Origin of the sequence: Nocardiopsis sp. CNT312 (genome assembly GCF_000515115.1) — a bacterium.
In the GTDB taxonomy this organism is placed as follows: domain Bacteria; phylum Actinomycetota; class Actinomycetes; order Streptosporangiales; family Streptosporangiaceae; genus Nocardiopsis.
In genome coordinates this window covers 126,432-148,299 of the sequence record NZ_AZXF01000019.1, presented here as the reverse complement: position 1 = coordinate 148,299, position 21,868 = coordinate 126,432, and the positions used below count along the sequence as shown (strand labels likewise).

General features: G+C 69.1%; 19 protein-coding genes and 1 pseudogene. 8 read left to right on the top strand and 12 right to left on the bottom strand.

What is annotated here, in order from left to right:
• Together B042_RS0109980 and B042_RS0109975 are read right to left on the bottom strand one after the other, a co-directional pair.
• Positions 1-251 (bottom strand): helix-turn-helix domain-containing protein (locus B042_RS0109980; RefSeq protein ID WP_155988988.1); only part of this gene is annotated, 251 nt, incomplete at its 3' end.
• 27 nt (positions 252-278) lie between these two features.
• A complete protein-coding gene (locus B042_RS0109975; protein WP_028648166.1) occupies positions 279-569 on the bottom strand; it encodes a hypothetical protein in 291 nt (96 codons plus the stop codon).
• Positions 570-1,068: 499 nt separating this feature from the next.
• Between B042_RS0109975 and B042_RS22680 the strand changes: the two genes are divergently transcribed.
• Genes B042_RS22680 through B042_RS0109960 form a run of 3 tightly spaced genes read left to right on the top strand, consistent with a single transcriptional unit; the run spans position 1,069 to position 5,072 of the window.
• The gene (locus tag B042_RS22680; protein ID WP_051415594.1) at positions 1,069-2,925 is read left to right on the top strand and encodes a non-ribosomal peptide synthetase; all 1,857 of its coding nucleotides are present in this window, start codon (positions 1,069-1,071) and stop codon (positions 2,923-2,925) included.
• Positions 2,816-4,021, top strand: a complete 1,206-nt coding sequence (locus B042_RS0109965) for a cytochrome P450 (protein ID WP_028648165.1) — start codon at positions 2,816-2,818, stop codon at positions 4,019-4,021. Before B042_RS22680 ends, B042_RS0109965 begins: the two co-directional genes overlap by 110 nt.
• Position 4,022: 1 nt before the next feature.
• Positions 4,023-5,072 (top strand): methyltransferase, encoded by a 1,050-nt coding sequence (locus B042_RS0109960; RefSeq protein ID WP_081748702.1) that lies wholly within the window; start codon positions 4,023-4,025, stop codon positions 5,070-5,072.
• Between the two features lie 23 nt (positions 5,073-5,095).
• Here B042_RS0109960 and B042_RS22675 read toward each other — a convergent pair.
• Positions 5,096-5,392, bottom strand: a pseudogene (locus tag B042_RS22675) (integrase core domain-containing protein); the annotation flags it as partial.
• A 456-nt stretch (positions 5,393-5,848) separates the two neighbouring features.
• Here B042_RS22675 and B042_RS0109950 point away from each other — a divergent pair.
• Positions 5,849-6,538: a GntR family transcriptional regulator gene (locus tag B042_RS0109950; protein WP_036554483.1), complete on the top strand. Its 690-nt coding sequence runs from the start codon at positions 5,849-5,851 to the stop codon at positions 6,536-6,538.
• A gap of 6 nt (positions 6,539-6,544) precedes the next feature.
• Here the strand turns inward: B042_RS0109950 and B042_RS0109945 are convergent, their stop codons facing one another.
• The 8 genes from B042_RS0109945 to B042_RS0109910 all read right to left on the bottom strand — a co-directional run bounded on the left by B042_RS0109945 (position 6,545) and on the right by B042_RS0109910 (position 16,715).
• Positions 6,545-7,420, bottom strand: a complete 876-nt coding sequence (locus B042_RS0109945; RefSeq protein WP_028648162.1) for a carbohydrate ABC transporter permease — start codon at positions 7,418-7,420, stop codon at positions 6,545-6,547.
• Positions 7,420-8,340: a carbohydrate ABC transporter permease gene (locus tag B042_RS0109940; protein ID WP_036554480.1), complete on the bottom strand. Its 921-nt coding sequence runs from the start codon at positions 8,338-8,340 to the stop codon at positions 7,420-7,422. Before B042_RS0109940 ends, B042_RS0109945 begins: the two co-directional genes overlap by 1 nt.
• A gap of 3 nt (positions 8,341-8,343) precedes the next feature.
• Complete coding sequence (locus B042_RS0109935; protein ID WP_028648160.1) at positions 8,344-9,627, bottom strand: ABC transporter substrate-binding protein; 1,284 nt, start codon at positions 9,625-9,627, stop codon at positions 8,344-8,346.
• A 112-nt stretch (positions 9,628-9,739) separates the two neighbouring features.
• Positions 9,740-11,755, bottom strand: a complete 2,016-nt coding sequence (locus tag B042_RS0109930; protein WP_028648159.1) for an alpha-amylase family protein — start codon at positions 11,753-11,755, stop codon at positions 9,740-9,742.
• Positions 11,752-13,881 (bottom strand): alpha-amylase family protein, encoded by a 2,130-nt coding sequence (locus B042_RS0109925; RefSeq protein ID WP_028648158.1) that lies wholly within the window; start codon positions 13,879-13,881, stop codon positions 11,752-11,754. The genes B042_RS0109930 and B042_RS0109925 overlap by 4 nt, the downstream gene beginning before the upstream one ends.
• Before the next feature lie 143 nt (positions 13,882-14,024).
• On the bottom strand, positions 14,025-14,927 hold the full coding sequence (locus tag B042_RS0109920; RefSeq protein ID WP_028648157.1) for a 2-hydroxy-3-oxopropionate reductase: 903 nt from the start codon (positions 14,925-14,927) through the stop codon (positions 14,025-14,027).
• 78 nt (positions 14,928-15,005) lie between these two features.
• Positions 15,006-15,836: a hydroxypyruvate isomerase family protein gene (locus tag B042_RS22670; RefSeq protein ID WP_231493903.1), complete on the bottom strand. Its 831-nt coding sequence runs from the start codon at positions 15,834-15,836 to the stop codon at positions 15,006-15,008.
• A 117-nt stretch (positions 15,837-15,953) separates the two neighbouring features.
• Positions 15,954-16,715 carry a FadR/GntR family transcriptional regulator gene (locus tag B042_RS0109910; RefSeq protein WP_028648156.1) on the bottom strand — a complete coding sequence of 254 codons (762 nt, stop codon included), beginning with the start codon at positions 16,713-16,715 and terminating at the stop codon, positions 15,954-15,956.
• A 110-nt stretch (positions 16,716-16,825) separates the two neighbouring features.
• Here B042_RS0109910 and B042_RS0109905 point away from each other — a divergent pair, with 110 nt between their 5' ends.
• The 4 genes from B042_RS0109905 (at position 16,826) to B042_RS0109885 (ending at position 20,323) form a co-directional block, all read left to right on the top strand.
• A complete protein-coding gene (locus B042_RS0109905) occupies positions 16,826-17,752 on the top strand; it encodes a D-2-hydroxyacid dehydrogenase (protein ID WP_036554474.1) in 927 nt (308 codons plus the stop codon).
• A gap of 38 nt (positions 17,753-17,790) precedes the next feature.
• Complete coding sequence (locus tag B042_RS0109900) at positions 17,791-19,197, top strand: GH1 family beta-glucosidase (RefSeq protein ID WP_028648154.1); 1,407 nt, start codon at positions 17,791-17,793, stop codon at positions 19,195-19,197.
• Positions 19,198-19,514: 317 nt separating this feature from the next.
• Positions 19,515-19,883, top strand: coding sequence for a helix-turn-helix transcriptional regulator (locus tag B042_RS0109890; protein ID WP_028648153.1), 369 nt, complete (start codon positions 19,515-19,517; stop codon positions 19,881-19,883).
• Positions 19,880-20,323 carry an SRPBCC domain-containing protein gene (locus tag B042_RS0109885; RefSeq protein ID WP_028648152.1) on the top strand — a complete coding sequence of 148 codons (444 nt, stop codon included), beginning with the start codon at positions 19,880-19,882 and terminating at the stop codon, positions 20,321-20,323. Before B042_RS0109890 ends, B042_RS0109885 begins: the two co-directional genes overlap by 4 nt.
• Positions 20,324-20,464: 141 nt before the next feature.
• Here the strand turns inward: B042_RS0109885 and B042_RS22665 are convergent, their stop codons facing one another.
• The gene (locus tag B042_RS22665) at positions 20,465-21,862 is read right to left on the bottom strand and encodes a condensation domain-containing protein (protein ID WP_051415591.1); all 1,398 of its coding nucleotides are present in this window, start codon (positions 21,860-21,862) and stop codon (positions 20,465-20,467) included.
• Positions 21,863-21,868: the final 6 nt, after the last annotated feature.

The following is a 21,868-nucleotide window of genomic DNA, read 5'->3' as shown; positions in this document are numbered from 1 at the left end:
AGGACCCGTTGGCGGATCACCGGGTCGGTGTCCATCAAGCGCTGTTGGGGGCGGGCCCGGCGGGCCTTGGCGCGTTGGTGGGCGGTGGTGGCCCGGTAGCCGCGCTTGCTGGTGTTGCGGGCCAGCTCGCGGCTGATCACCGACTGGTCCCGGCCGACCAGCCGGGCGATGGCTCGTACGCCTTCTCCTCGCGCGTTGGCGAGCGCGATCTCCTCGCGTTCAGCGAGGGTGAGCATCCGTCGTTCTGGCATGAGCAACCCCTGTGACCTGTGATGTTGCTACGACGGTATGACACCACCGTGCCCAGAGGCTTCGAAGGCGGACGAGGAGATGTGGACGTGGTCTCCCCTGGTGTAGAAGATGCAGGCAGCCGATGCCCCCATCCCTTCCTGAGTCTGAGCGGTACCGGTGTTCTCCAGGAGCAAGCTTCCCTGGGAGAAGTTCAGGGCCTCGGGAGGTGCGACTGCGGGCTCAGCGGGGGCAGCAGGGTCAGCGTGGGCGGTGGGGATGAGGCTGAAAGAAAGGGCCATCGTACCGGCAACGGCAGCGATCCGGTTGATCGCGTCCATGAAATTCCTTCCATTTGGGGGCAGACAGGATCGGAATCTGTCGTTACCGACACCACAGCCAGGCAATCGAACCTGGCCACATCCGGACACGCCAGGAATGAAATTGCTGATCACAGCAGTAATGTGCAAATTGACCACACGCTAAGGACCTAATCTCCTTGCAGATCGTCAACCAATACGGCTAAGGGAATATTCGCTCTTACTGCAGATGCCGCACAACGCAGGAGGTGCTTCCGGTGCGCATGTGCGACCCGAGGAGCCGACATCGACATCCTCTGCAGCACCTGTGACAGGTCTACGCAGAGGAAGAGGTGCACTATCAGAGACTTGATCGGCGCAGCAACGTCAACTACTCTGAGTACCCACGGAGCCGTTGCCCGTATCAATGCGGTCAGTCGGCCATCGAGAGACCGCCACCCTGGCACAACGAAAAAACAAACCGTTCGGCATGTGGCACCACACGCCGACCCGGGGCCATACACGGGACGCTGACCGGGGAGTGCGACGTGGCGACCTGGTCGCCACGTATCTGGGCCGGTCCGTGGAATGGGTGGTGGGCATGCTCGGCTGGCTGAAGGCCGGTGGTGTCTGCATGCCGCTGGATCCGGCCCTCCCAGCTGAGCGGTTCGACCGGACACTCCGCGCCGGACACGCTGTCGCCGTGGTGACCTCTGCCCCCGCCCTGCGCACCGGCAACCCGCTTCCCTCCGTGCCCGAAGGACTGCCCGTGCTCACGCTCGACGCGGGTGTCCCCACCACGGAGGCCGTGCCCGACCCGCGTCCGCTGCCCAGTCGAGAGGAGCTCGCCTACGCCATGTTCACCTCGGGCTCCTCCGGTGAGGCCAAGATCGTACTGGCCCAGCACTCCTGGTTGGCCCTCAGCGCCGCCCGTAGCGCCACGATCAACGCCACCACCGCCGCCGACCGAGGTTCCTGGCTGGGCGCGGCCGGTGCCGGGATCGCACTGCACGAGGTCGGCGGCCTGCTCTGGCAGGGCGCGCACGTCGTGATCGCCTCCCCTCCCGCACTGCGGGACTGGTTGCTGTCCGAGCGGATCACCCAGAGCTTCGTGATCACCCCTGTGGGCGAAGTGCTGCAGAACCTGCCCTGGCCGCGCGAGTGCAACCTGCGACTGCTCACTCTGGGCGGCGACCGGCTGAACCGGTGGGGTCCGGCCGACCTGCCGTTCGAGGTCGCCGTCTCCTACGGCAGCTTGGAGGCGTTCCAGATCGCCAACTCCTGCTATCCGTGGACCGACCGGTGCACACCCGCCACGGCCACCGACGCCGACCGTGAAGCCGCCCCGCCCGTAGGTCGCCCAATCGACGGGGTCACCGTGCATCTGCTGGAGGAGGACGGTCTGACCTCAGTCGGCGACGGCATCGGCGAGGTGTGGATCGGCTCGGACTGTCTGAGCCTGCGATATCTAGGGGATCCGGCGCAGACTGCGGACCGGTTCCGTCCCAACCCGTTCGGTGCCCCAGGCAGTCGTATCTACCGTTCCGGAGACGCCGGTCGGTTCCGTTCCGATGGCATTCTGGAGCACCACGTCCGGATCGACGGCATCGTGAAGATCCGCGGCCACCGGGTGGAACTGGGCGACGTCGAATGGGCGCTCGGCCTGCATCCGGATGTTCGACAGGTCGCCGTGGTGGCGACGATGGACGGTGATCAGCGCAAGCTGGTGGCCTGCTTCGTCAGTGAACGCGAGATCGCCCCACTGGAGCTGCGCAACCATGTGGTCGGACGGTTGCCGGACTGGATGGTTCCGGTCGCCTATGTGCAGCTGGACGAGCTTCCGCTGAACACCAACAACAAGATCGACCGCCGTCGGCTGCCGCCCGCGGACTGGAAGCGCGGTCACCCGGCGCGCGCGTGGCGGGCGCCCAGCCCCGGTACGGAGATCGAACTGGCCCGTTTGTTCGCCGACCTGCTCCAGGTGGAGCGGGTCGGCGCGGACGACCACTTCCTGGAGCTCGGTGGGGATTCGCTGCTGCTGGTCCGGTTGCAGGGCCGGATCGAGCAGGACCTCGGCGTCCGGGGCGAGATGACCGATCTGGCCGACGATCCGACCATCAGTGCCCTGGCCCGGCTGATCTCGGCCAACACCAGCGCCGCAGGGTCCGCGCTCCCCCCGATCACCCCCGGCGACGCTGGCCACCGTCCACAGCTTCATCGAACACCTACGGTCCGCAGGACACCCCAGCTCCGCCGAACCCCTCAGATACGCAAACCCGGAGGCCGTCATGACCACCGAGGCCACGCACGACACCGACCGGTTGGTAACCGCATTCGACCATCACGACCCCGGCTACACCCCGCAGACCGCGGAGCGGATCAACAGCAAGATCCGTGACCGCGGCGTGACCTGGCCACCCGCGTACGGCGGGATCTGGATCCTGTCCCGCTACGCGGATGTACGCGCCGCCCTGACGGACTGGCGCACATTCAGCTCGGCCCGGGGCGTGCACTTCCCCCGGGCCGAGGGGATGCCGATGTTCTCCCCGATCGACTACGACCCGCCGCAGCAGACCGAGATCCGTGAACGGATGGCCTCCCCGGTGACCCGGGACGCGGTCGGTGCGTTGACACCGGAGCTGCGCCAGATCACGGCCCGGTTGCTGGCACCGGTGGTCGAGCGCGGGCACGGCGATCTGATGGCCGAGCTGGCCAAGCCGTTCGCGATCGAGGTGCTGGGCGTCGCCTTCGGGCTCTCCGAGTCCTGCCGCAGCCGGGTCCGCGAGGCGACGCGGACGATGTGGAAGTACATCTCGACCGACCGGGACGCGAGCAAGTTCTGGCCCGCCTTCCATGCCCTGCTGTCCGAGGAGATCGACCGTGTACGGGCCGAACCGGACGGCAGTTACCTTACTCGACTGGTGGCGATGCGGCAGAACGGCAAGCCGCTGCCGGACGAGGAGTTGTACTCGATCATCGTCAGCTTCTGCATTGCCGGACACGACAACACGATGAACTCGATCACGCGGCTGGTGCACACCCTGGCTGGGGATCCCGCGCTGCAACTGCGGCTGCGCCGCGAGCCGGAGCTGCGCCTGGCCACCGCGGAGGAGGCACTACGCCGCTGGTGCCCGACCGACCGGTTCACGCGGGTCACCACCCGAGAGGTCACCATCGCTGGCACTGTCATCCCGGCCGATGCCCGGGTGGTACTGCTGTTCGACCTGGCCAACCGAGACCCGGAGAAGTTCCCTGATCCCGACGTGTTCGACCCCGACCGCGGCAACTCCCACCACCATCTCAGCCTCGGGCACGGCATCCACCACTGCATGGGCGTGCACTTGGCACGGGCGGAGTTCGTCGCGGTCCTGGACCTACTGGCACAGCTACCGGTGTTCGACTTGGACGGACCCGGCGAGCTGCATTTCGAGAACGGTCGGCACATCATGTTCGACCGGGTACCGGTACGGTTCCGCACCGAGAAGGAGCACTGAGATGACCACCGGCCCCACCCTCAGCGGCAGTACCGCGCCTGGGTCGACAGCGCCGCAGCCGGCCCTGCTGATCGATCTGGCGACCGGACTGTGGCGGTCGCAGACCTTGACCGCGGCGATCGAGATCGGGGTGTTCGCGACGCTCGCCACCGGTCCGGCCACCGCCCCCGAACTGGCCGACCGGCTCGGCATCGGCGAGCGTCCCGCCGAGATCCTGCTGACCGCGTGCACCGCGCTGGGCCTGCTGGAGCTGCACGACGGGCGCTACCGTAACGGTGCCGTGGCCGACCACTATCTGGTGCCCGGTCGACCCGACTACTTTGGTGACTACGTACGCATGGTGGCCGAGTACACCACGCCTGGCTGGCTGCGCGCCACCGAAGCGGTACGGGCCGACGCACCCAGCAAACCCGTGCCCGACCCAGACCGGAACATGTTCGAGGAGGGCAATCGCCCGCAGTTCTTCTGGGAAGGACTCCGCGCGTTCTCCACGTTCACAGCTCGCCGGATGGCGGAGGCGCTGGACCTGTCAGGCGTACGGCGCATCCTCGACGTCGGTGGCGGAGCGGGGCACACGATGATCGAGCTGTGCCGGCAACACCCACGGTTGAGCGGAACGGTGCTGGACTTGCCACACGTGTGCAACCTGGCACGGGATCGGATCGAGGCTGCCGGGATGTCCGACAGGATCGGTACCACGAGCGCCGACTTCTTCACTGATCCGCTGCCGACCGGCCACGACACCGTACTGCTGTCGATGATCATGCATGACTGGAGCGAGGAGCAGAACCGGCGGATCCTCGCCTCCTGCATGGACGTGCTGCCCTCCGGTGGCACCGTGATGATCAGTGAGCTACTGGTCGCGGACGACAAGTCCGGCCCGGTGGACGCGGCCTTGATGAGCATGAACATGCTGGTTGGCACCTGGGGTCGGAACTACACGGCGGCCGAGTACGCGGGCTGGCTGCGCGACGTCGGCTGCGCCCAGGTGCGTACGGTTCACTTCGACGCCCCCGGGGCCAACGGTGTGGTGATAGGAGTGAGGGCGTAATGGACCGGTGTTTCGTGCCGGGTTTATTGGAGGCTTGGAACCAACGCTTCGCCTTCTGTTGACCCGGCCCACTGCCCATAGAAGCTGTCCTCGAACTCCGCCGGCGGGAGCAGACCGATCTCGCCGTGCAGTCGGCGGTGGTTGAACCAGTCCACGTACTCGGCCACCGCGATCTCCACCCCGTCCAGCCCCCTCCATGGCCCGCGGTTACGGATTAACTCGGCCTTGAACAAGGAGCGGAACGCGTCGGCCGGGGCGTTGTCATAGGAATCGCCGGTAGACCCGACCGAGGCCACCGCCCCCGCCTCGGCCAGACGCTGGGCCTGGTCGGGGTGGTCCCGGGCCGGTCTCCGGCATCGACCTCGGCCTGTCTCACCCAGTTGCGCAGGGTCTCCCGGTTGACGCCGAGCCGGTCGCCGATCCGGGCGATCGCTCCTGGGCGCGTGGCTGGGTTCCGGCGGGCGTCCACGGCCATCCGGGTGGCGCGTTCGCGCAGCTCATCGGGGTACTTCCTCGGTGCTGGCATGTCTCTCATCCTTCCCAGGGTTGAGAGCCTCCAATAAACGCCGGCACGAAACAGTGCTCCCTGTACCCGCCGGGAATCTCCAGGTAGTCCTTGTGAGTCGGAACCACCATCATCACCCGCCCCGCCCGCCGAAGAGGCGCTGTGTCCGTGCTCACAGGAAACCGGGGGACACCTTCTCACCTGCTGTAGTACTGGTGAACTGGTCAGACAGATGTATGTGTCAGAGACTTGGCTGTGGCACCATGAACGCGTGAACCGACAGGCCAATTTCGCACTCGCACCCTCATCCCTGACCGACGCCCTGTACCAGTCCCTGCGGCGCCGCATCGTCAACGGGGAGATCTCCGCTGGCGAGAAGCTCACCGAGCAGCGAATCTCCAACGAGTACGACGTCGCGCGCCCCACGGCAAAGGCGTGCCTGGAGCGCCTGACCATGCTCGGGCTCCTCCGTCGGACCGCGCACAAGACCGCGGTCGTCCCCGAGTTCAGCGCGGACGAGATCCGGGACCTGTTCTTCGCCCGGGGCACCATCGAGTCTTCCGCTGTCACCTTCCTGGCGGGCCAGGGGCTCGTGCCGTCCGAAGCCGAGGAGGCCCAGCTGCTGATCGAGGCCGCCGCCCGGGAGGGCGACTTCGAGAAGCAGGTGGACGCCGACATCGCCTTCCACACAGCCCTGGTCGCCGGTGTGGCCAGTGAGCGGCTGAGCCGGATGCACGAGCTGATCATGGGCGAGGTGCATCTGACCATGGGCCGGTTCCAGGCACACCGGTCCACGCGGTCGAGCACCGTGGCGCACGAGCATTCGGCGATCCTGGAGAGCATCCGCGGGCGCAGGCCCGACCAGGCCGCCCTGCGCCTGGCCGAACACCTGGAACACGCTCGACGCCGCCTCCTGGACCGGTTGGAGGCCGAGTCCCAGGAGGCGGACGAGAAGGAGTAGGCCCTTCTACTTGAGACCGCTGGTGGCCATGCCGCGGATCAGGTAGCGCTGCGCGAATACGAAGAACACGATCACCGGGGCCAGCGATACCAGGGACATCGCGAACAGCATCCCGATCCCCTGCTGGCTCTCCGAGCTCACCATGGAGCTGAGGGCGACCGGCACGGTGTACATGTCCGTCGAGGTCAGGTAGATCAACGGCGTGAAGAAGTCGTTCCAGGTCCAGATGAAGGTGAAGATGGTCGTCGTGACCAGCGCCGGGCGCATGAGCGGCAGGATCACGTGCCAGAACACCCGGAAAGGGCCGGCGCCGTCGATCTCCGCCGCGCGGTCCAGGTCGCGGGGGATGCCCCGGATGAACTGGACCATGAGGAAGATGAAGAAGGCGTCGGTGGCCAGCAGCTTCGGGATCAGCAGCGGCAGGTAGGTGTCCACCCACCCGAGCTGTGCGAAGAAGATGTACTGCGGGACGATCAGTACGTGCATCGGAAGCATCACCGACACCAGGGTGATCCCGAAGAACAGGCGCCGCGGCCGGAACTCCAGCCGGGCGAGCGCGTAGGCGGCCAGCGAACACGAGAACAGGTTCCCGAGGATGGCCCCGACCGTCACGACGAGCGAGTTCAGGAAGAACACCGAGAACGGCCGGTTGAGGGCGTGCCAGCCGTCCCGGAAGTTCTCGAACGTCGTCTCGCTGGGGATCAGTCCGGGCTCGGTGAGGATGAGGTGCGCCGGTTTGAAGGCGCTGACAGCCATCCACACCAGCGGGTAGATCATCAGGGCCAGGAGGGCCAGCAGGCCGGCGTGTTTGAGCATTGCGGACCGCCGCCTGCGGCGTTGCCGCTGACCGCGTGCGCTCGCAACGGATGCGGCATCGATCATCAGTCGTCTCCGTAGAAGACCCAGAACTTGGACAGGATGAAGTGGAGGGCGGTCACCGCGCCGATGACCAGGAGCAGGACCCACGCCAGCGCAGACGCGTAACCCATGTCGAACGCCCTGAACCCCTGTTGGTACACGTAGAGCGTGTAGAAGAGCGTGGAGTCCACCGGCCCTCCGGTACCGCCGCTGATGACATGCGCCTGGGTGAAGGTCTGGAACGAACCGATGGTCTGGAGGATGAGGTTGAAGAAGATGATGGGCGTGAGCATCGGAACGGTGATGTGCCAGAACTGCTGGATCCGTGAGGCCCCGTCGACCTTCGCGGCCTCGTAGTACTCCTCGGGGATCTGCCTCAGACCGGCCAGGAAGATGACCATGGGGGAACCGAAGGTCCACACGTTGAGCACGATCAGGGTGGACAGCGCGGTGGAGGGGTTCTGGAGCCAGCTCTGGCCCTCGATCCCCACGAAGGCCAGCACGTCGTTGACCAGCCCGTTGTGACCGAAGATCTCCCGCCAGAGGATAACGATGGCGACGCTCGCCCCGAGCAGCGACGGCAGGTAGAAAGCGCCCCGGTAGAAGGGCAGCCCGCGCAGACCTCGGTCCAGCATCACCGCCAGGAGCAGGGCGAACATCAGCTGCAGCGGAACAGAGATGAACACGTACCGCGCGGTGACTGATGAGGCCGCCCAGAATCGCTCGTCGCCGATCATCCGTTCGAAATTGTCCAGTCCCGTGAAGGACGGCGTCCCGAGGATGTTGTAGTCGGTGAAGGCCAGGTAGAGCGAGGCCCCCAGGGGGACCGCGGTCACCAGGCCCAGTCCGAGGAGCCAGGGGATCAGGAAGACGTAGGCCGCGCGCCCCCGGCGGCGCTCAACGGACCCCGGGCACGGCGCGCGGCGCTTAAGCAGCGATGCCACGCCCTACGCCCCCTGGTCGATGCCGGACTGGATCTCGGCGATGAGGGACTCGGCGGTCTCCGACACCCCGGCGTTGCCCAGCGCGATGCCCTCCGAGGCACGGGACAGGGCCTCTCGCCAGGTGCCGGTGCCGGGAGGGGCCTCGTAGCGGGGGCGCCGCTCCTCCTCACGGACGGCCTCGACCACCCCCAGCATCTCCACCTCGTCCTCGGAGGCGAACTCGTAGGCTTCCTGGAGGAGCCGGGGGTTGGGCGGGGCTCCCATGGTCAGCCCCACGGTGCGCAGGAAGTCGCTGTTGTTGACGTTGTAGTTGACCAGCTGGCCGGCCGCCTCGACCCGGTCGTCGTCGATGCCCGAGTAGATGGCGAGCCGGGGGAAGTACAGGAATCGGTGACCGTCCGCGGCTCCCTCCCCGACGGGCACCGAGCGGAGCCGGTACTTGTAGTCAGGGAACATGGCCGCTTCGTCGATGATGTGGTTGGAGCTGCCGAAGTTGAGCAGGATGCTGTCGCCGACGGCGGAGAAGTCGGGCTGCATACCCTCCTGTTCCCCCAGGCTCAGCACGGCGCCCTCGTCCAGCAGGACGCGCCACCACTCGAACCAGTCGCCGAGCGCCTCCGCGTCGAACCCGGTGGAGCCGTCCTCGGTCCACAGGTCCTGGCCCCTCTGCCGCAGCCACGCCTCGAGAGCCATGTCCTGGTCGGGGGTGTAGCTCGCCCCGCGGCGGCCGTTGGGGTTGTCCGCGGCGTAGTCGATCAGGAACTCCGAGAGCTCGTCCCAGGTCCAGCCCTCGCCGGGCAGCTCGACCCCGTCCTCTTCGAGGAAGGTCTCGTTGAACCGGGTGACCGGCGCGAAGACCCCGTGGGGCATCGTCAGGAGTTCGCCGTCGAAGGAGAAGGACGCGATGTCGTCGTCGCTGTAGTCGGACAGGTCGAGGGTGGGGATGTCGTCGAGCCGACGGTACAGACCATTGGCTTCATAGGTCATGACCTGGGAGGAGGCGATCCAGAAGATGTCCGCGACGTTACGGGCGGCCATCTGCGTGGTCATGCGTTCCTGGAAGGCACCGTACTCAGCGAACTCCGGATCGACGGTGATCTCGGGGTGCGCCTCCTGGAACTCCTCGAGGGCCCGGGTGTAGTTCTGCTGGCGGACGGTGTTTCCCCACCAGGCGTAGCGCAATGTGGCCCCGGAGGATCCGCTGCCGCAGCCGGCCATGAGACCGGTGGCGCCCAGCGCACCCATACCAGTCAACGCCAGAAACGAGCGCCGGTTGAAATTCTTCATCACATTCCCTTCGCTGCGGGGGATGTCACCCGAGTGAGTGTGCAGCCTCACAGGACATACTTCCGGGACAAATCTAGTATGTCAATAATTCATGAATACTTGTTTGACAAAGTTACACGCCGCGATCGGCCGGTCGCGCGACCAGGACTTCGAACAGGCCGATGCGCGGCAGCGCCGCCCCGCTCTCTCCGTCGAGCGCGGTAGCCGCCCGGAGGGCCCAGTCCGGCTGCTCGGTCCACCAAGGAACGCGTAGCCGCCGCCCCTCGACCGGAAGCGGCGCCCGGAAGCCCTGGGGCACGTCACCGGAGTGGTTGACCAGGTGCACCACTCCCCCGGCCGCCGATGTGCCCAGCACCACCTCGACCTGTTCGGGTAGGTCGGTCTCGACACGGACGGGCCCGGTTGCCGTGCGGGTCACCTCGTCCACGAAGACGTTCCGGAGGCCCCCGATCCCCACCTGGCGGTAGGCCCGGCCCGGGGTCCAGGGCATGACGGTGATGCGCCCGCTCCCCCGCGCGCCGCGCAGGACACCGTGGAGGTCGAGCGGCAGGTGGCCGTGGCACTTCTCCGGCGGACCGTAGGGTGCCCGGGACAGGACCGGAAGGCCGGTGTCGGCGTCCGCGACGGGCTCGACGACGTGGAAGGCGCCCAGCACCGGGAGGTCACCCCTCGGCCCGCGGCCGTCTTCGCCGGGTCGGCGCAAGTGCATGGACCGCACGGACTCCACGGTGTCGCGGACCGCCGTCCTCTTCAGCACCGGAGCGCCCTCCAGTTGGTACCCGTCCCCCTCGAAGCCGCTGGAGCCGGTGCCCAGCACACTTCCGCCTCCGGAGACGTACCGGTCCAGGGCTTCCACCGACTCCGGTGCCAACGGGCCGAGGTCGGGTAGGACGATCAGTCCGTACGCGCCCAGCCGCCCTTGCTCCTGCACGTCCGGGAGCCGGGACTCGGGCAGTACGTCGAAGGGGACGTGCGTTTCAACCAGGGACGAGTACAGTCCGCGGAACTCCTCGGTGGCCTCCTCGATCCTCGGTGAGGCGAGCTTGAGCGGATCGGGACGGACGAGGACGACGCGCGCCGAGGGTCTCAGGTCCCGGTAGACCTCCGCGTTGTCGCGGTGGAAACGGGTGATCTCAGAGGCCGTCTCCAGACACTCGTAGGTGACGTCGTCGGGGGTCCCCATGATGTAGGTGGAGGGGTTCGCCCCCCTCGATATCGCCTGGACCAGGAACTGGGCGAAGTGGTTCGGGTCCTCACCGGCGAGGCGGTACGGCATGTCGACGAAGCCAACGGAGTTGGTGAGCACGGGGACGTGCGGTCGGAAGGTACGGGCCGCGCTCACGTGCTCGGCCGTCCGGTGGTGCCACAGCGTGCGGCCGACCGCGTTGTTGGCCTCGTGGAAGACGATGTCCGCGCGGTCCCCGAGGATCAGCGGGGCCTCTGGCCTGCGGCGGCTCACGTGCGCCCTGACCCGGGCCGTGAGATCGTCCAGGACTCCGGCCGCGAAACGCTTCCAGACCGGGTAGGTCGGCGCGCCGGGTCCGGTCGGCAGCGCGACGCCGGGAGCGAACTCGGCGAAGGCGCGCTGGCAGGGGAGGCAGTGGCAGGTCCCCCGGTGCGCCCCGCTGTAGTCGACCTCGTTGAAGGACATCCAGTTGAAGAAGAAACCGTCCACCGGGTAGCGGTCGAGGACCTCGTCGACCACGGCGAAGAGGTGCCGCTGGTAGTAGTCCCCGCTGGGACAGACACTGGTCAGGCCGTTGTACACCTGCTGTGTGCCGTCCGCTCCGGTGAAGCACCACTCGGGGTGCCGTTCGGCCCGCCGGTGGTCGACCTTGGAGAAGTCCATACGGGCGAGCACGCGCACACCGCGCTCGTTCGCGGCCGCCACCGCGTCGCCCACGAGGTCGCCGGAGGGGCGCCGTGCCAGCGCCGGGTTGCGGGTCTGGAACTCCAGGTCCGAGGGATGGTTGGCGATGATGCCCCCGACGCTGAGCAGCCAGGCACCGGCGCCGAACTCCTCCAGGTAGTCGAGGACCCTGTGCACGTCCAGGTCAGCGTCGATCTCCCTGAGATTGGTCTGGAACATCTGGAACGGCTGGTGCCACCACAGGTCGCCCCCGGTCATGAGCGGCCCCCCCGGGTCCACGTGAAGCTGACCATCTCCATGAGCTGCGCGGAAGGGACGTGGACCTCGGCACGCCCCCCGTCCAGCGTGACCTCCGCGTCGGTGCCCGCCACGAGCAGCCGGGCGCTGGCACCCGCGATGCCCTCGGGCAGGTCCACCGACACACGCTGGCCGGGCATCGGGATCACCTCCCGGACCGGCCCCTTGAGCGCCATGGGGTTGGTCAGGTTGACCAGGACGACGGCGACCGAGTCGGCGTTCTCCCACACCGCCACGTCCACCAGGCCCGGGCCGGTGACCCGCACCCTCTCCTCGCCGCCCAGGGCCCAGCGGACGGCGTTGGCGATGATCCGGCCGTGATCCGTCTGCAGGGCCTCCCAGAAGAGGGCCCCGAGGTTGAACGGCGCGTACACCGAACGCCCACCTCCGGGAAGCTCCCTGGTCAGGACTGCCGGGGCGTCGGGCTCCGCTCTGGGATACACCTCCTCCATCGGCAGGTCGGGGTAGTCGGGCAGGAACCGGAAAGGCACCTCGGTGCCCGGGCGCGCGGTCACTCCGATGAGCTCGGTCCCGCCGATGACGCGCTCGGCGCCCTCGAACCCCTCGGTGAGCGGGTGCTCCTCAGTGAGGGCGATGTAGTTGTTCTTCACCGGTCCCCGGACGGGGGTGTTCAGGTCCGCTCCGAAGACCTCCGCCAGACCGAAGTTGGCCCGCGGTGTCCCGTACTCGTCGTCGAGTGAAGACCGGTGGGCGGCGACGACGCTGCCGCCGGACTCGGTGTAGTCCTGGATGGTGCGGCACTGCTCGAGGCTCAGACGCTCGGCGTCGGGCAGGACCAGAACCTTGAACTGGGAGAGTTCCTCCACGGTCAGGTTCTGTTCGGCGACGAGCTCGAAGGGGATGCGGGCCTCGACCAGCGCGTGGTAGAAGCCCTCTTCGTGTGCCCGGCCGCCGGTACGCGCCGCTTCGGGCCCCGCGGCTTCGAGGAGGGCGACGTCCGCCGTGATCGTGCGGCCGGTGAACTCGGGCTCCAGCCGTTCGTGCAGTGCGAACGCCTCGGACACGGGCCGGATCCACCGGGGGTCGGGGACCATCCCGTTGAACTTGGTGAACCAGGGGAACGCCCCCTGTGCGAACCCGTCGACGATCCAGGTGGCCGTCTCGGCCCCGGGCGCGACCGAGTCCTTCCAACGGTGCTGGTGGTGCTCGGGCCCGATGGAGGTGATGAGTCCTACCGGCCTGTCCCTGAAGACGGCGCGGCTCCTCTTGCCGTTACGGCCGGCGGACCACGGTGCTTCGACCCCGGATCGACCCTGCTTGTCGATGAGGAAGAAGGGGAAGTGCTTGACCAGCATGTCGCGGTCCAGGTCGCGCGCGGCGATGCTGCCCAGGTTCGGGATGAACCGCGCGTGCGGCCGGACGTCGCGCACGGCCCGGTCCCACAGACTGACCAGATCGCTCAGTTTGCGGCGCCGCCAGATCACGTAGGCACGCCAGGCGGGGTCGGACGTGTCCCCCTCGGACCGGGGGAGATCGTAGCCGGTCTCGTCACGGAAGCTGCGCCGGGCCGTCTCGCTGTAGGAGATACCGTGGCCCTGCCATCGGTTGGCGAAGACGGCGTCCACGTCGTAGCGGGTGACGATCTCCCGAGCCACCTCGGTGATGAACTCGCGATTGTAGCTCCCGAAGGGGCAGGTGAGCCAGATGTCGGGATAGCCCCAGTGCTCCTTCGGGCTGCCGTCGGCGTCGCGTGCCAACCACTCCGGGCGCGCCTGGGCCGCGTCCGGGTGCACGGCGTGCGGGTCGACCCTTGCCATGACGTGCATGTCCAGGCTGCGGGCCCCGTCGACCAGTGCACCGAAGGGATCGGTGTCGGCGAGGTGGGAGCTGCGGTAGTGGTACGGGATGTCCGTCGGGTAGAAGGCGATGTAGCCGCCCGCGCTGATACAGGCCGCGTTGGACCTGGTCTCGCGCATGATGTCGATCCAGTACTCGGGGTCGAAGCGGCCCGGGTCGTTCTCGGTCAGCGTGAGCTGCGTCCACCGGGTCGCCCCCAGGTGCCAGTCTGGTGCCCGTACGGCACCCGCCGCACTCTGGGGTCCGTTTCCGGTCACACCCTGTGCCATGTGGCTGGTCCTCTCATCGACCTCGGCGCGGCCCCGGGCTACCTGGGTGCACCGGAGACTCCTCGCGACAGAGGCAGGCAAGTATAGACACATTGTCAGGCAAGATTTCAAGACTGACAATGCGCCTATGCGAGGGGTCGAGGTCAGCCCCTCTCCTCCACCTCACGCCCCGAGAGCTGTTCCACCTGCAACAGCAGCGCGGAATGGTCCAGGCTGCCGCGCCCCTGCGCCCGCAGTGAACCCACCAGCGATGCCGTGAGCGCGCCCAACGGAAGGGCGACGCCCGCCTCGCGCGCCGCGGACGTCACGATGCCCAGGTCCTTGTGGTGCAGGTCCACCCGGAACCCCGGCGCGAACTCGCGGGCCAGCATCGAGGCCGCCTTGCGCTCCAGCACCGTGCTCCCGGCCAGCCCTCCGGAGAGGACCTCCACCGCGCGTTCCCGGTCCACCCCGTGGGCATCGAGGAAGACCAGGGCCTCGGAGACCAGTTGCAGGGTCCCCGCGACGATCAGCTGGTTGGCGGCCTTGACCGTCTGCCCCGCCCCCGCCGGTCCGACGTGGACCACCGTGGTGCCGAGGGCGTCCAGCACCGGCCGGGCCCGGTCGAAGGCCCCGGCACCGCCCCCCACCATGATCGAGAGCTTGGCCTCGACCGCCCCCTGCTCACCGCCGCTGACCGGGGCGTCCAGAGCCTCGATGCCCCTGTCGACGGCGGCCTCGGCGACGGCCCGCGCCGTCTCCGGGCGGACCGTGCTCATGTCCACGAACACCGTGCCGGGACGCATGTGATCCAGGGCGCCGCCCTCCCCCAAGACCACGGACTCCACGTCCGGCGAGTCCGGCAGCATCGTGATGACCACGTCGGCCCCGGCCACGGCCTCGGCGACCGAGGAGGCCGCCCGCCCGCCGGAGCGCTCCAGGGCCTCGCGCTTGCCGGCGCTGCGGTTGTAGCCCACCACGTCGAAGCCGGCCCGGACGAGGTTGGCGGCCATGGGGGCACCCATCACGCCCAGACCGATGAACGCCGTCGTCTGCTTACTCACCATGAACTCCTTGATCGATTGGATGCGGACCCGGTCCGCAGCTGTGCCGCCGTCGCGTCAGCGGGCGGGAAAGGGAAACGCTCACGCGCCCGCGGGGCCGGGCAGCCCCGGGAGACCGGCGCCAGCCTCCCAACCGAACGGATCGGCCCCCTCCCCCGTGTGTTCCAGGGCGACCCAGCCGGAGTAGCCCCCCTCCTCGATGGCCGCGAGCCAGTCGGCAAGCGGAAGCTCGCCCGTGCCGGGACCGCCGCGCCCCGGCGCGTCGGCTACCTGCACGTGGCCGACACGGTCGCGGTGGCGGGCGAGCGCCGTCGGCACGTCGTCCCCGTTGACCGCGAGATGGTAGAGGTCGAAGAGCAGGCGCAGGTTGTCCGCGCCGGTCTCCCGCTCGACGGCGTCGATCACCCCGACCGCGTCGTCGGCGGTCAGCAGCGGATAGTCCGGAGCGCCGCTGACCGGCTCGATCAGGATCTGCCCGCCGATGCCCGCGACCTCTTCGGCGACCGCACCCAGCGCCCGGATCGCGGCCGCGTCCTGTTCGGCGGCCGAGATGCCCGCGCGGCGGTTCCCGTACAGGGCGTTGAAGGATCGGCAGCCCAGCTCCTCGCCGATCCGGACGGCCACCGCCGCACTGGCGCGCAGGTCCCCCGCGCTGTCCGGCCAGGAGACGACGCCCCGGTCACCTCCGGGCATGTCCCCCGCATAGAGGTTCAGTCCGACCAGCCGGAGGCCGGAGGCGCGGACCGTCTCGACGAAGTCGGAGACCTCGCCGGGGCCGGGGGCGGGGGTGGTGAAGGGCCACCAGAACTCCACCGCCTCGAAACCGGCCTCGCGCACGGCCGCGAGGCGCTCCTTCGGCGGCCGGTCCTTCATCATGATCGAGCAGTTCACTGCATAGCGGGGTGGGGCCACGGTTCTCTCCTCGGGTGCGGTGTAGCAGTGGTCCGACCAAGAACAATTGGTCTTACCACCCGACCGATGCAGAAGCTAGGCGGGAAGGAGCCCCCCTGTCAACCGACAGCGCGGGGCTCAGCCGTCGGCGGCGCCCTGGTCGTCCGGGTAGGTGCCCAGTTCCGCGAGCAGAGCCGTCTCGATCTCACTCATGTGCACGGTCATGAGCTGGCGGGCTCGGCGGTGGTCGCGGCGCTCGATCGCGAGGAAGACCTGCCGGTGGTGGTCAAGGTAGCGCTCGGACTGGTGTTCCCTGCCCAGCGAGCGGCCCTTGAGCCCCCTCCACATCGGTTCCCCCATGAGGTCGACCAGGTTGCGCTGCAGGGAGAAGAGGACGCTGTTGTGGGACGCGGCAGCCACCGCGAGATGGAAGTCGGCGTCCACCGTGGACGGGTTCCCGTCCTCCCGCAGGACCTCCTCCTGCCTGTGGACCAGCTCTTCGAGGACCTTGAGGTCGTTGGAGTTCCTGGCCTGGGCCGCGTACTCGGCGCACGTCGGCTCCACCGAGGCTCGGGCCACGATCAGGTCCAGCGGACTGTGCTCGCCGACCACCGCGGCGCGGGCCCGGAGCGCGCCCTCCCGGGACCCCCCGTCCCCCACGACGTAGGTGCCGCTGCCCACCCGCACGTCGAGCACCCCGGCGTGCTCCAGCACGCGGATCGCCTCCCGGACCGAACCGCGCCCGATCTCGAACTGCTCGGCCAGGACGCGTTCGGCGGGCAGCGGCGCTCCGACGGGGAAGGCCCCCGACCGCACACCGGCGAGGATCTGGTCCGCGACGGAGGAGTAGACCCTGGAACGTTCGACGGCCCGGAAGACCGGACGACCCCCTCGTGACATCCCCCACACACCTTCCCTATACTCACCAGACCGGTCGGACCAATCAGCCATCAAATTAGCAGAGCGACCGAAGGGCGTGATCGTTGGTGCCCGAGCACGGACCAGTACTGGTGAGCGGGCGGTTCGAGCCCGAGGAAGAACAAAGGATCCGGGACGCCGCGGGCACCGCCCGGGTGGAGTTCGCGCCGCGGCTCGGCGACCGCTCCGACCTGCTGGGTTCGGCGACGGCCATCGCCGGGTCACCGACCGCGCAGGAGCTGGACCGGGCGGCGGCGGTGCGGTGGGTACACAGCTGGGCGGCAGGGGTGAACAGCGAACTCGCGGCCGGGTTGGGCTCCCATTCCGCCGAACTCACCTCCTCCGTCGGCAACGGCGCCGTCCCCCTGGCCGAGCACGCAATGATGCTCATGCTCATGCTCAACCGCGATGCCCCGCGCTGGGCCAAGGCCCAGTCCGAACGCCGATGGGAGCGCTTCCAACACGGTGAACTGGCCGGACTCACCTGCGGCATCATCGGGCTGGGGCACTCCGGCCTCGACCTCGCGGCCAAGGCGCGGGCCTTCCACATGCGCGTGGTGGGCCTGCGACGGCGAGCCGGCCTCCCCGCACCCGGTGTGGACACCGTCCACCCGCCGGAACGGCTCCACCGGTTCCTCGCCGAGTCCGACTTCGTCGTCGTCACGGCACCGGACACCCCGGGCACCGCGAACCTCATCGGTGAGGCCGAACTCCGGGCGATGAAGGAGACGGCGCACCTCGTCGTGGTCTCGCGCGGCGGAATCGTGCGGGACCGGGCCCTGCTGCGGGCCCTCACCGAAGGGTGGATCGCCGGAGCGGGGCTCGACGCCCACGGCCATGAGCCGCTCCCCGAGGAGAGCCCCTTCTGGGACCTGCCCAACACCATCGTCACACCGCACAACGGGGCCACGACCGCGCAAACGCGCCGCCGGGGGCTGGACATCTTCGTCGAGAACCTGGAGCGGTTCGTCCAGGGACGGCCTCTGCACAACGTCGTCGACAAGTCCGCGGGCTACTGAGCCGACCACGCGGCACCACCGAACACATGGAAGGCACCATGACCGACAGCGCACTTCCCCAGTTCCCGCCGGGATTCCTCTTCGGAGCGGCCACGGCCGCCTACCAGATCGAGGGCGCCGTGCAGGAGGGCGGCCGCGGCCCGTCCATCTGGGACACGTACTCACGTGTCCCCGGGAAGGTGGCGCGTGGCGAGAGCGGCGATGTCGCCTGCGACCACTACCACCGGTACGAGGAGGACGTCGCCCTGCTCAGGGAGCTGGGCGTGGACACCTACCGCTTCTCCATCGCCTGGCCGCGCGTCCTCCCCGACGGCACCGGGGAGATCAACCCCGAGGGCCTGGCGTTCTACGACCGTCTCGTCGACGCCCTGCACAAGGCAGGCATCGAGCCGGTAGCCACGCTCTACCACTGGGACCTGCCCCAGACCCTGGAGGACCGCGGCGGCTGGCGGGTCCGGAGCACCGCGCACCACTTCGCCGCCTACGCGCGCGTGGTCGCCGACCACCTCGGCGACCGGGTCAAGCGCTGGATCACCCTCAACGAGCCCCACTGCACCGCGTTCGTCGGCCACGCGGTGGGCCGCCACGCCCCCGGCACCAGGGAAGGCACCCCAGCCCTGGCCGTCGCCCAGCACCTGCTGCTCGCGCACGGCCTGGCGGCAGTGGAGCTGCGCGCCTCGGCCGCCGCGCACGGCCGTGAGGCCGAGGTGGGCATCACCCTCAACCCCGACCGCCTACTGCCCGCGACCGACTCCCCCGAGGACGCCGCGGCGGTGGACCGCGCCGAGACCCTGCACAACCGCGTGTGGCTGGACCCCCTGCTGCGCGGTGCCTACCCCGACAACGAGGAGGCCACCTGGGGGCCGATGGCCGACGGCAGCTACCGCGAACCCGGCGACCTCTCGGTCATCGCCCAGCCGCTGGACTTCCTCGGACTGAACTTCTACCGCCCCATCCAGCTCCGCGACGCCCCGCTCCCCGAGGAGTCGGCCCGGACCGCCGTGGACATCGGGGTGGCGGAAGTACCGATCGAGGGGGTACGGCACACCACCATGGGGTGGCCGGTGGTTCCCTCCTCCTTCACCGACCTGCTCGTGGACCTGCACCGCCGATACCCGGAGCTGCCGCCGATCCACATCACGGAGAACGGCTCCGCCGAACCGGACGAGCCGGGCCCCGACGGGGTCGTGCACGACGCGGACCGAATCGACTACCTCCACGACCACCTGCACGCCCTCTCCGACGCCATCGCGGCCGGGGTCGACGTGCGCGGCTACTTCGTCTGGTCGCTCTTGGACAACTTCGAGTGGGCCTACGGTTACGAAAGGCGCTTCGGCATCATCTCCGTGGACTACGACAAGCTGACCCGCACGCCCAAGGACAGCTACCACTGGTACCGGGAACTGCTGCGGTCCCACCGGGAGCGCCGCGACGCGAACGGCTGACCCCCGAAGGGGCGGGGACCGTAAAGACAAGGGCCCCGCCCCCGTTCCGGTGTCGGCGGTCAGCGAGCCCACCGCAGGAGGACGCGGTGGCGGAGGAGGGGCTCGGCGGGACCGCGGCGCCGGCCCCCGAGGGCACCCCCGACGGACGCCTCGCCGTCCTCACCGGCCCGGACGGCAGCGTGCTCGGCCCGACGGCCCCGTGACCGCGCTGACGTGACCGGCCCCGGGCAGGACGTGCGCGGAAGACGGCGTCCCTTGACCGGCGCCGCCTCCCGGGCTAACGTGTAAGCACTTGCTTACGGTAAGAAGGTACTTACATGACGGCCCGGGACAGGCTCAGTCGGGAGTTCGCCGCGCTGGCGGACCCGACGCGCCGCGACATCCTCACGCGGCTCCGCGGCGGTTCCCTCACGGTGAGCGACCTGGCGGAGCACTACCCGGTCAGCAGGGCCGCCGTCTCCCAGCACCTGGCGGTGCTGGAGAGGGCCGGGCTCGTGACACGGGACCGCAGGGGGCAGTGGACCGACTGCTCACTCGCCCCCCTCTGCCTGGACGAGGCGGCGGCGTGGATCGAGCGGCAGCGCGCCGACTGGACCGAGCGGTTCGACCGGCTCGACGAGCACCTCAGCAACCGCCGGGGACCCGACCGCGGGACCGGCGACGACGGAGAAGGAGAGCAGCGATGATCGACACGACCAAGGGCCTCACACTCGTCCGCACGTTCGACGCCACCCCCGAGGAGGTCTGGAAGGCCTGGACCGACCCCGACGCGGCGGCGCAGTGGTGGCACCCCCGAGGCACCAGCACGCCCCGGGAGACCGTGGAGATGGACCCGCGGGTGGGCGGCCGCTACACGTACACGATGGTCAACGACACCACCGGCGAGAAGGTGGTCACCGGCGGCGTGTACCGCGAACTCGTGCCGTTCGAGCGCCTGGCCTTCACCTGGGGCCACCCGGACGGCGACCCGGACGACACCCCGGTCGTCACCGTCACCCTCGAACCGGCCTCCGGGGGCACGCGCATGACGTTCGACCTGCGCGGCGTCGAAGGGTTCGAGGGCGACGGGAGCTTCCACGACGGATGGGCGGAAGTACTCGACTCCCTCGGCGGGTTCGTCGGGTAGCCCGGACGCCCGCGCTCGCGGAAGGCCCGGACTCCGCCTCCCGGGGCCGGGCACCCGGCTGGCGAACCCCTCCCTGCCAGGAGGAGGGGGTGCCCCGCGTCGTGTGGCGTGCTCCGCCCCGGCCGGCCGGGGCGGAGCGGCTCACACCCGGGCCTCGGCTAGTTTCAGGAGGTGGTCGCTTGCACTGTCCTCGCCGTGTTCGACCGCCGCCACGAGCAGTCCCTCGAACCGCAGGAGGAAATCCCTCATCGCTGGTGATCCGAGCCGCAGGGAGTCGGCCCTCAGAGTCAGCTCCACCCCCTCCCCACCCGCATCGGCCACGTTCAGGAAGACCGTCAGGTTGTCACGCTCGGCCCCGCCCCTGGAACCGGTGGTCGTGCCCGGCAGCGCGGCCCTGACCTGACCGGCCGTCGGGACACCGTCCGCCGACTCCTGGCGGCCCACGGGACGCAGGTCGTTGAAGTAGTAGGCCAGGTCCAGGCCGGTGCCGCGTTCCCCGGCCACGTCTTCGCGCAGTCGTGTGGTCTCCGCCCGGTCGCAGCGCGCGTTGCGGTAGGCGTTCACCGAGGAGGACCACGCACTGCGGGCGACGGCCGCGAAGTCCCCACCGGTGAGGTCGATGCCGGCGGGGACGTCCTGTGCGAGGTTTCCCACGTAGTCGCGCAGTTCGGGACGTCCCCGGTTGCCAGCGATGAGCACCATCGTCACACCCGGCTCCCCGGCGGCACGGCCGAGCAGGAGCGCCGTCGCGGCCAGCAGCACGGCCGAACTGCCCACACCGCAGCGGGCTCCCAGGGCCGCGGCGGCCATCGCCACGGCCCTCGAACGGAGCCAGACCGTCGGATAGCGCGGTCGCTCGGCGGCACCACCGGTTTCGGCCAGCAGCTTCGGCGGCATCGCCTCCAGACTGCGCCGCCAGTGCCGCAAAGACCGCTCCTGGATGCGCCGCCCCTTGGGGGAGCGCTCCCATTCCGCGAAGTCGAGCGGCTGGAGGGGCGGCGGCCCCACGTCCGCGCCGTGCACGATCGCGTGCAGTTCGGAAGCGAGCAGGCGGAGCCCGGGGAAGTCGGTCGCGATGTGGGAGACCGACAGCAGGACCACAAGGGGAACACCGTCCAGCACACCGACGCCGACCCTGATCGGCCACTCCGCCGCGTGGTCGAAGCGGTACCCCTTGATCCGGGCCTCCAGGTCCGTGGCCAGACCATACAGGTCGTCGTCCTGACCGCTCACGGCCTCGCACAGTTCCACGGCGACCTCCCCCCCGGCCTCCATCTCCTGGACGAGCTCTCCGTCCGCGTCCACCGAGAAGAGGCTTCGCAGGGCACCGTGGCGCTCGACCAGGGCGCGCAGCCCCGCGAGTACCCGATCCATGTCGATGCCCGGAGCGATCTCCACCGGTACGACCGAGTTGTAGAACGAGGTGTCGGGCATCATGTACTCGATGTCGGTCCAGATGCTGCGCTGGCCAAGCGTCGCGGGCCCGCGGCCAGAACGGCAGCCGTGGAGAGCGATCCTCTCCGTGCGCAGGCTTGCCATGACGTC

Excerpts from the sequence above, each read along its gene's own strand:
- B042_RS0109975 (WP_028648166.1), bottom strand. The coding sequence starts at position 569 with ATGGACGCGATCAACCGGATCGCTGCCGTTGCCGGTACGATGGCCCTT.
- B042_RS0109890 (WP_028648153.1), top strand. The coding sequence starts at position 19,515 with ATGACGGCCCGGGACAGGCTCAGTCGGGAGTTCGCCGCGCTGGCGGAC.
- B042_RS0109945 (WP_028648162.1), bottom strand. The coding sequence starts at position 7,420 with ATGATCGATGCCGCATCCGTTGCGAGCGCACGCGGTCAGCGGCAACGC.
- B042_RS0109930 (WP_028648159.1), bottom strand. The coding sequence starts at position 11,755 with ATGACCGGGGGCGACCTGTGGTGGCACCAGCCGTTCCAGATGTTCCAG.
- B042_RS0109960 (WP_081748702.1), top strand. The coding sequence starts at position 4,023 with ATGACCACCGGCCCCACCCTCAGCGGCAGTACCGCGCCTGGGTCGACA.
- B042_RS0109920 (WP_028648157.1), bottom strand. The coding sequence starts at position 14,927 with ATGGTGAGTAAGCAGACGACGGCGTTCATCGGTCTGGGCGTGATGGGT.
- B042_RS0109935 (WP_028648160.1), bottom strand. The coding sequence starts at position 9,627 with ATGAAGAATTTCAACCGGCGCTCGTTTCTGGCGTTGACTGGTATGGGT.
- B042_RS0109965 (WP_028648165.1), top strand. The coding sequence starts at position 2,816 with ATGACCACCGAGGCCACGCACGACACCGACCGGTTGGTAACCGCATTC.
- B042_RS0109900 (WP_028648154.1), top strand. The coding sequence starts at position 17,791 with ATGACCGACAGCGCACTTCCCCAGTTCCCGCCGGGATTCCTCTTCGGA.
- B042_RS22665 (WP_051415591.1), bottom strand. The coding sequence starts at position 21,862 with ATGGCAAGCCTGCGCACGGAGAGGATCGCTCTCCACGGCTGCCGTTCT.
- B042_RS0109925 (WP_028648158.1), bottom strand. The coding sequence starts at position 13,881 with ATGGCACAGGGTGTGACCGGAAACGGACCCCAGAGTGCGGCGGGTGCC.
- B042_RS0109885 (WP_028648152.1), top strand. The coding sequence starts at position 19,880 with ATGATCGACACGACCAAGGGCCTCACACTCGTCCGCACGTTCGACGCC.
- B042_RS0109910 (WP_028648156.1), bottom strand. The coding sequence starts at position 16,715 with ATGTCACGAGGGGGTCGTCCGGTCTTCCGGGCCGTCGAACGTTCCAGG.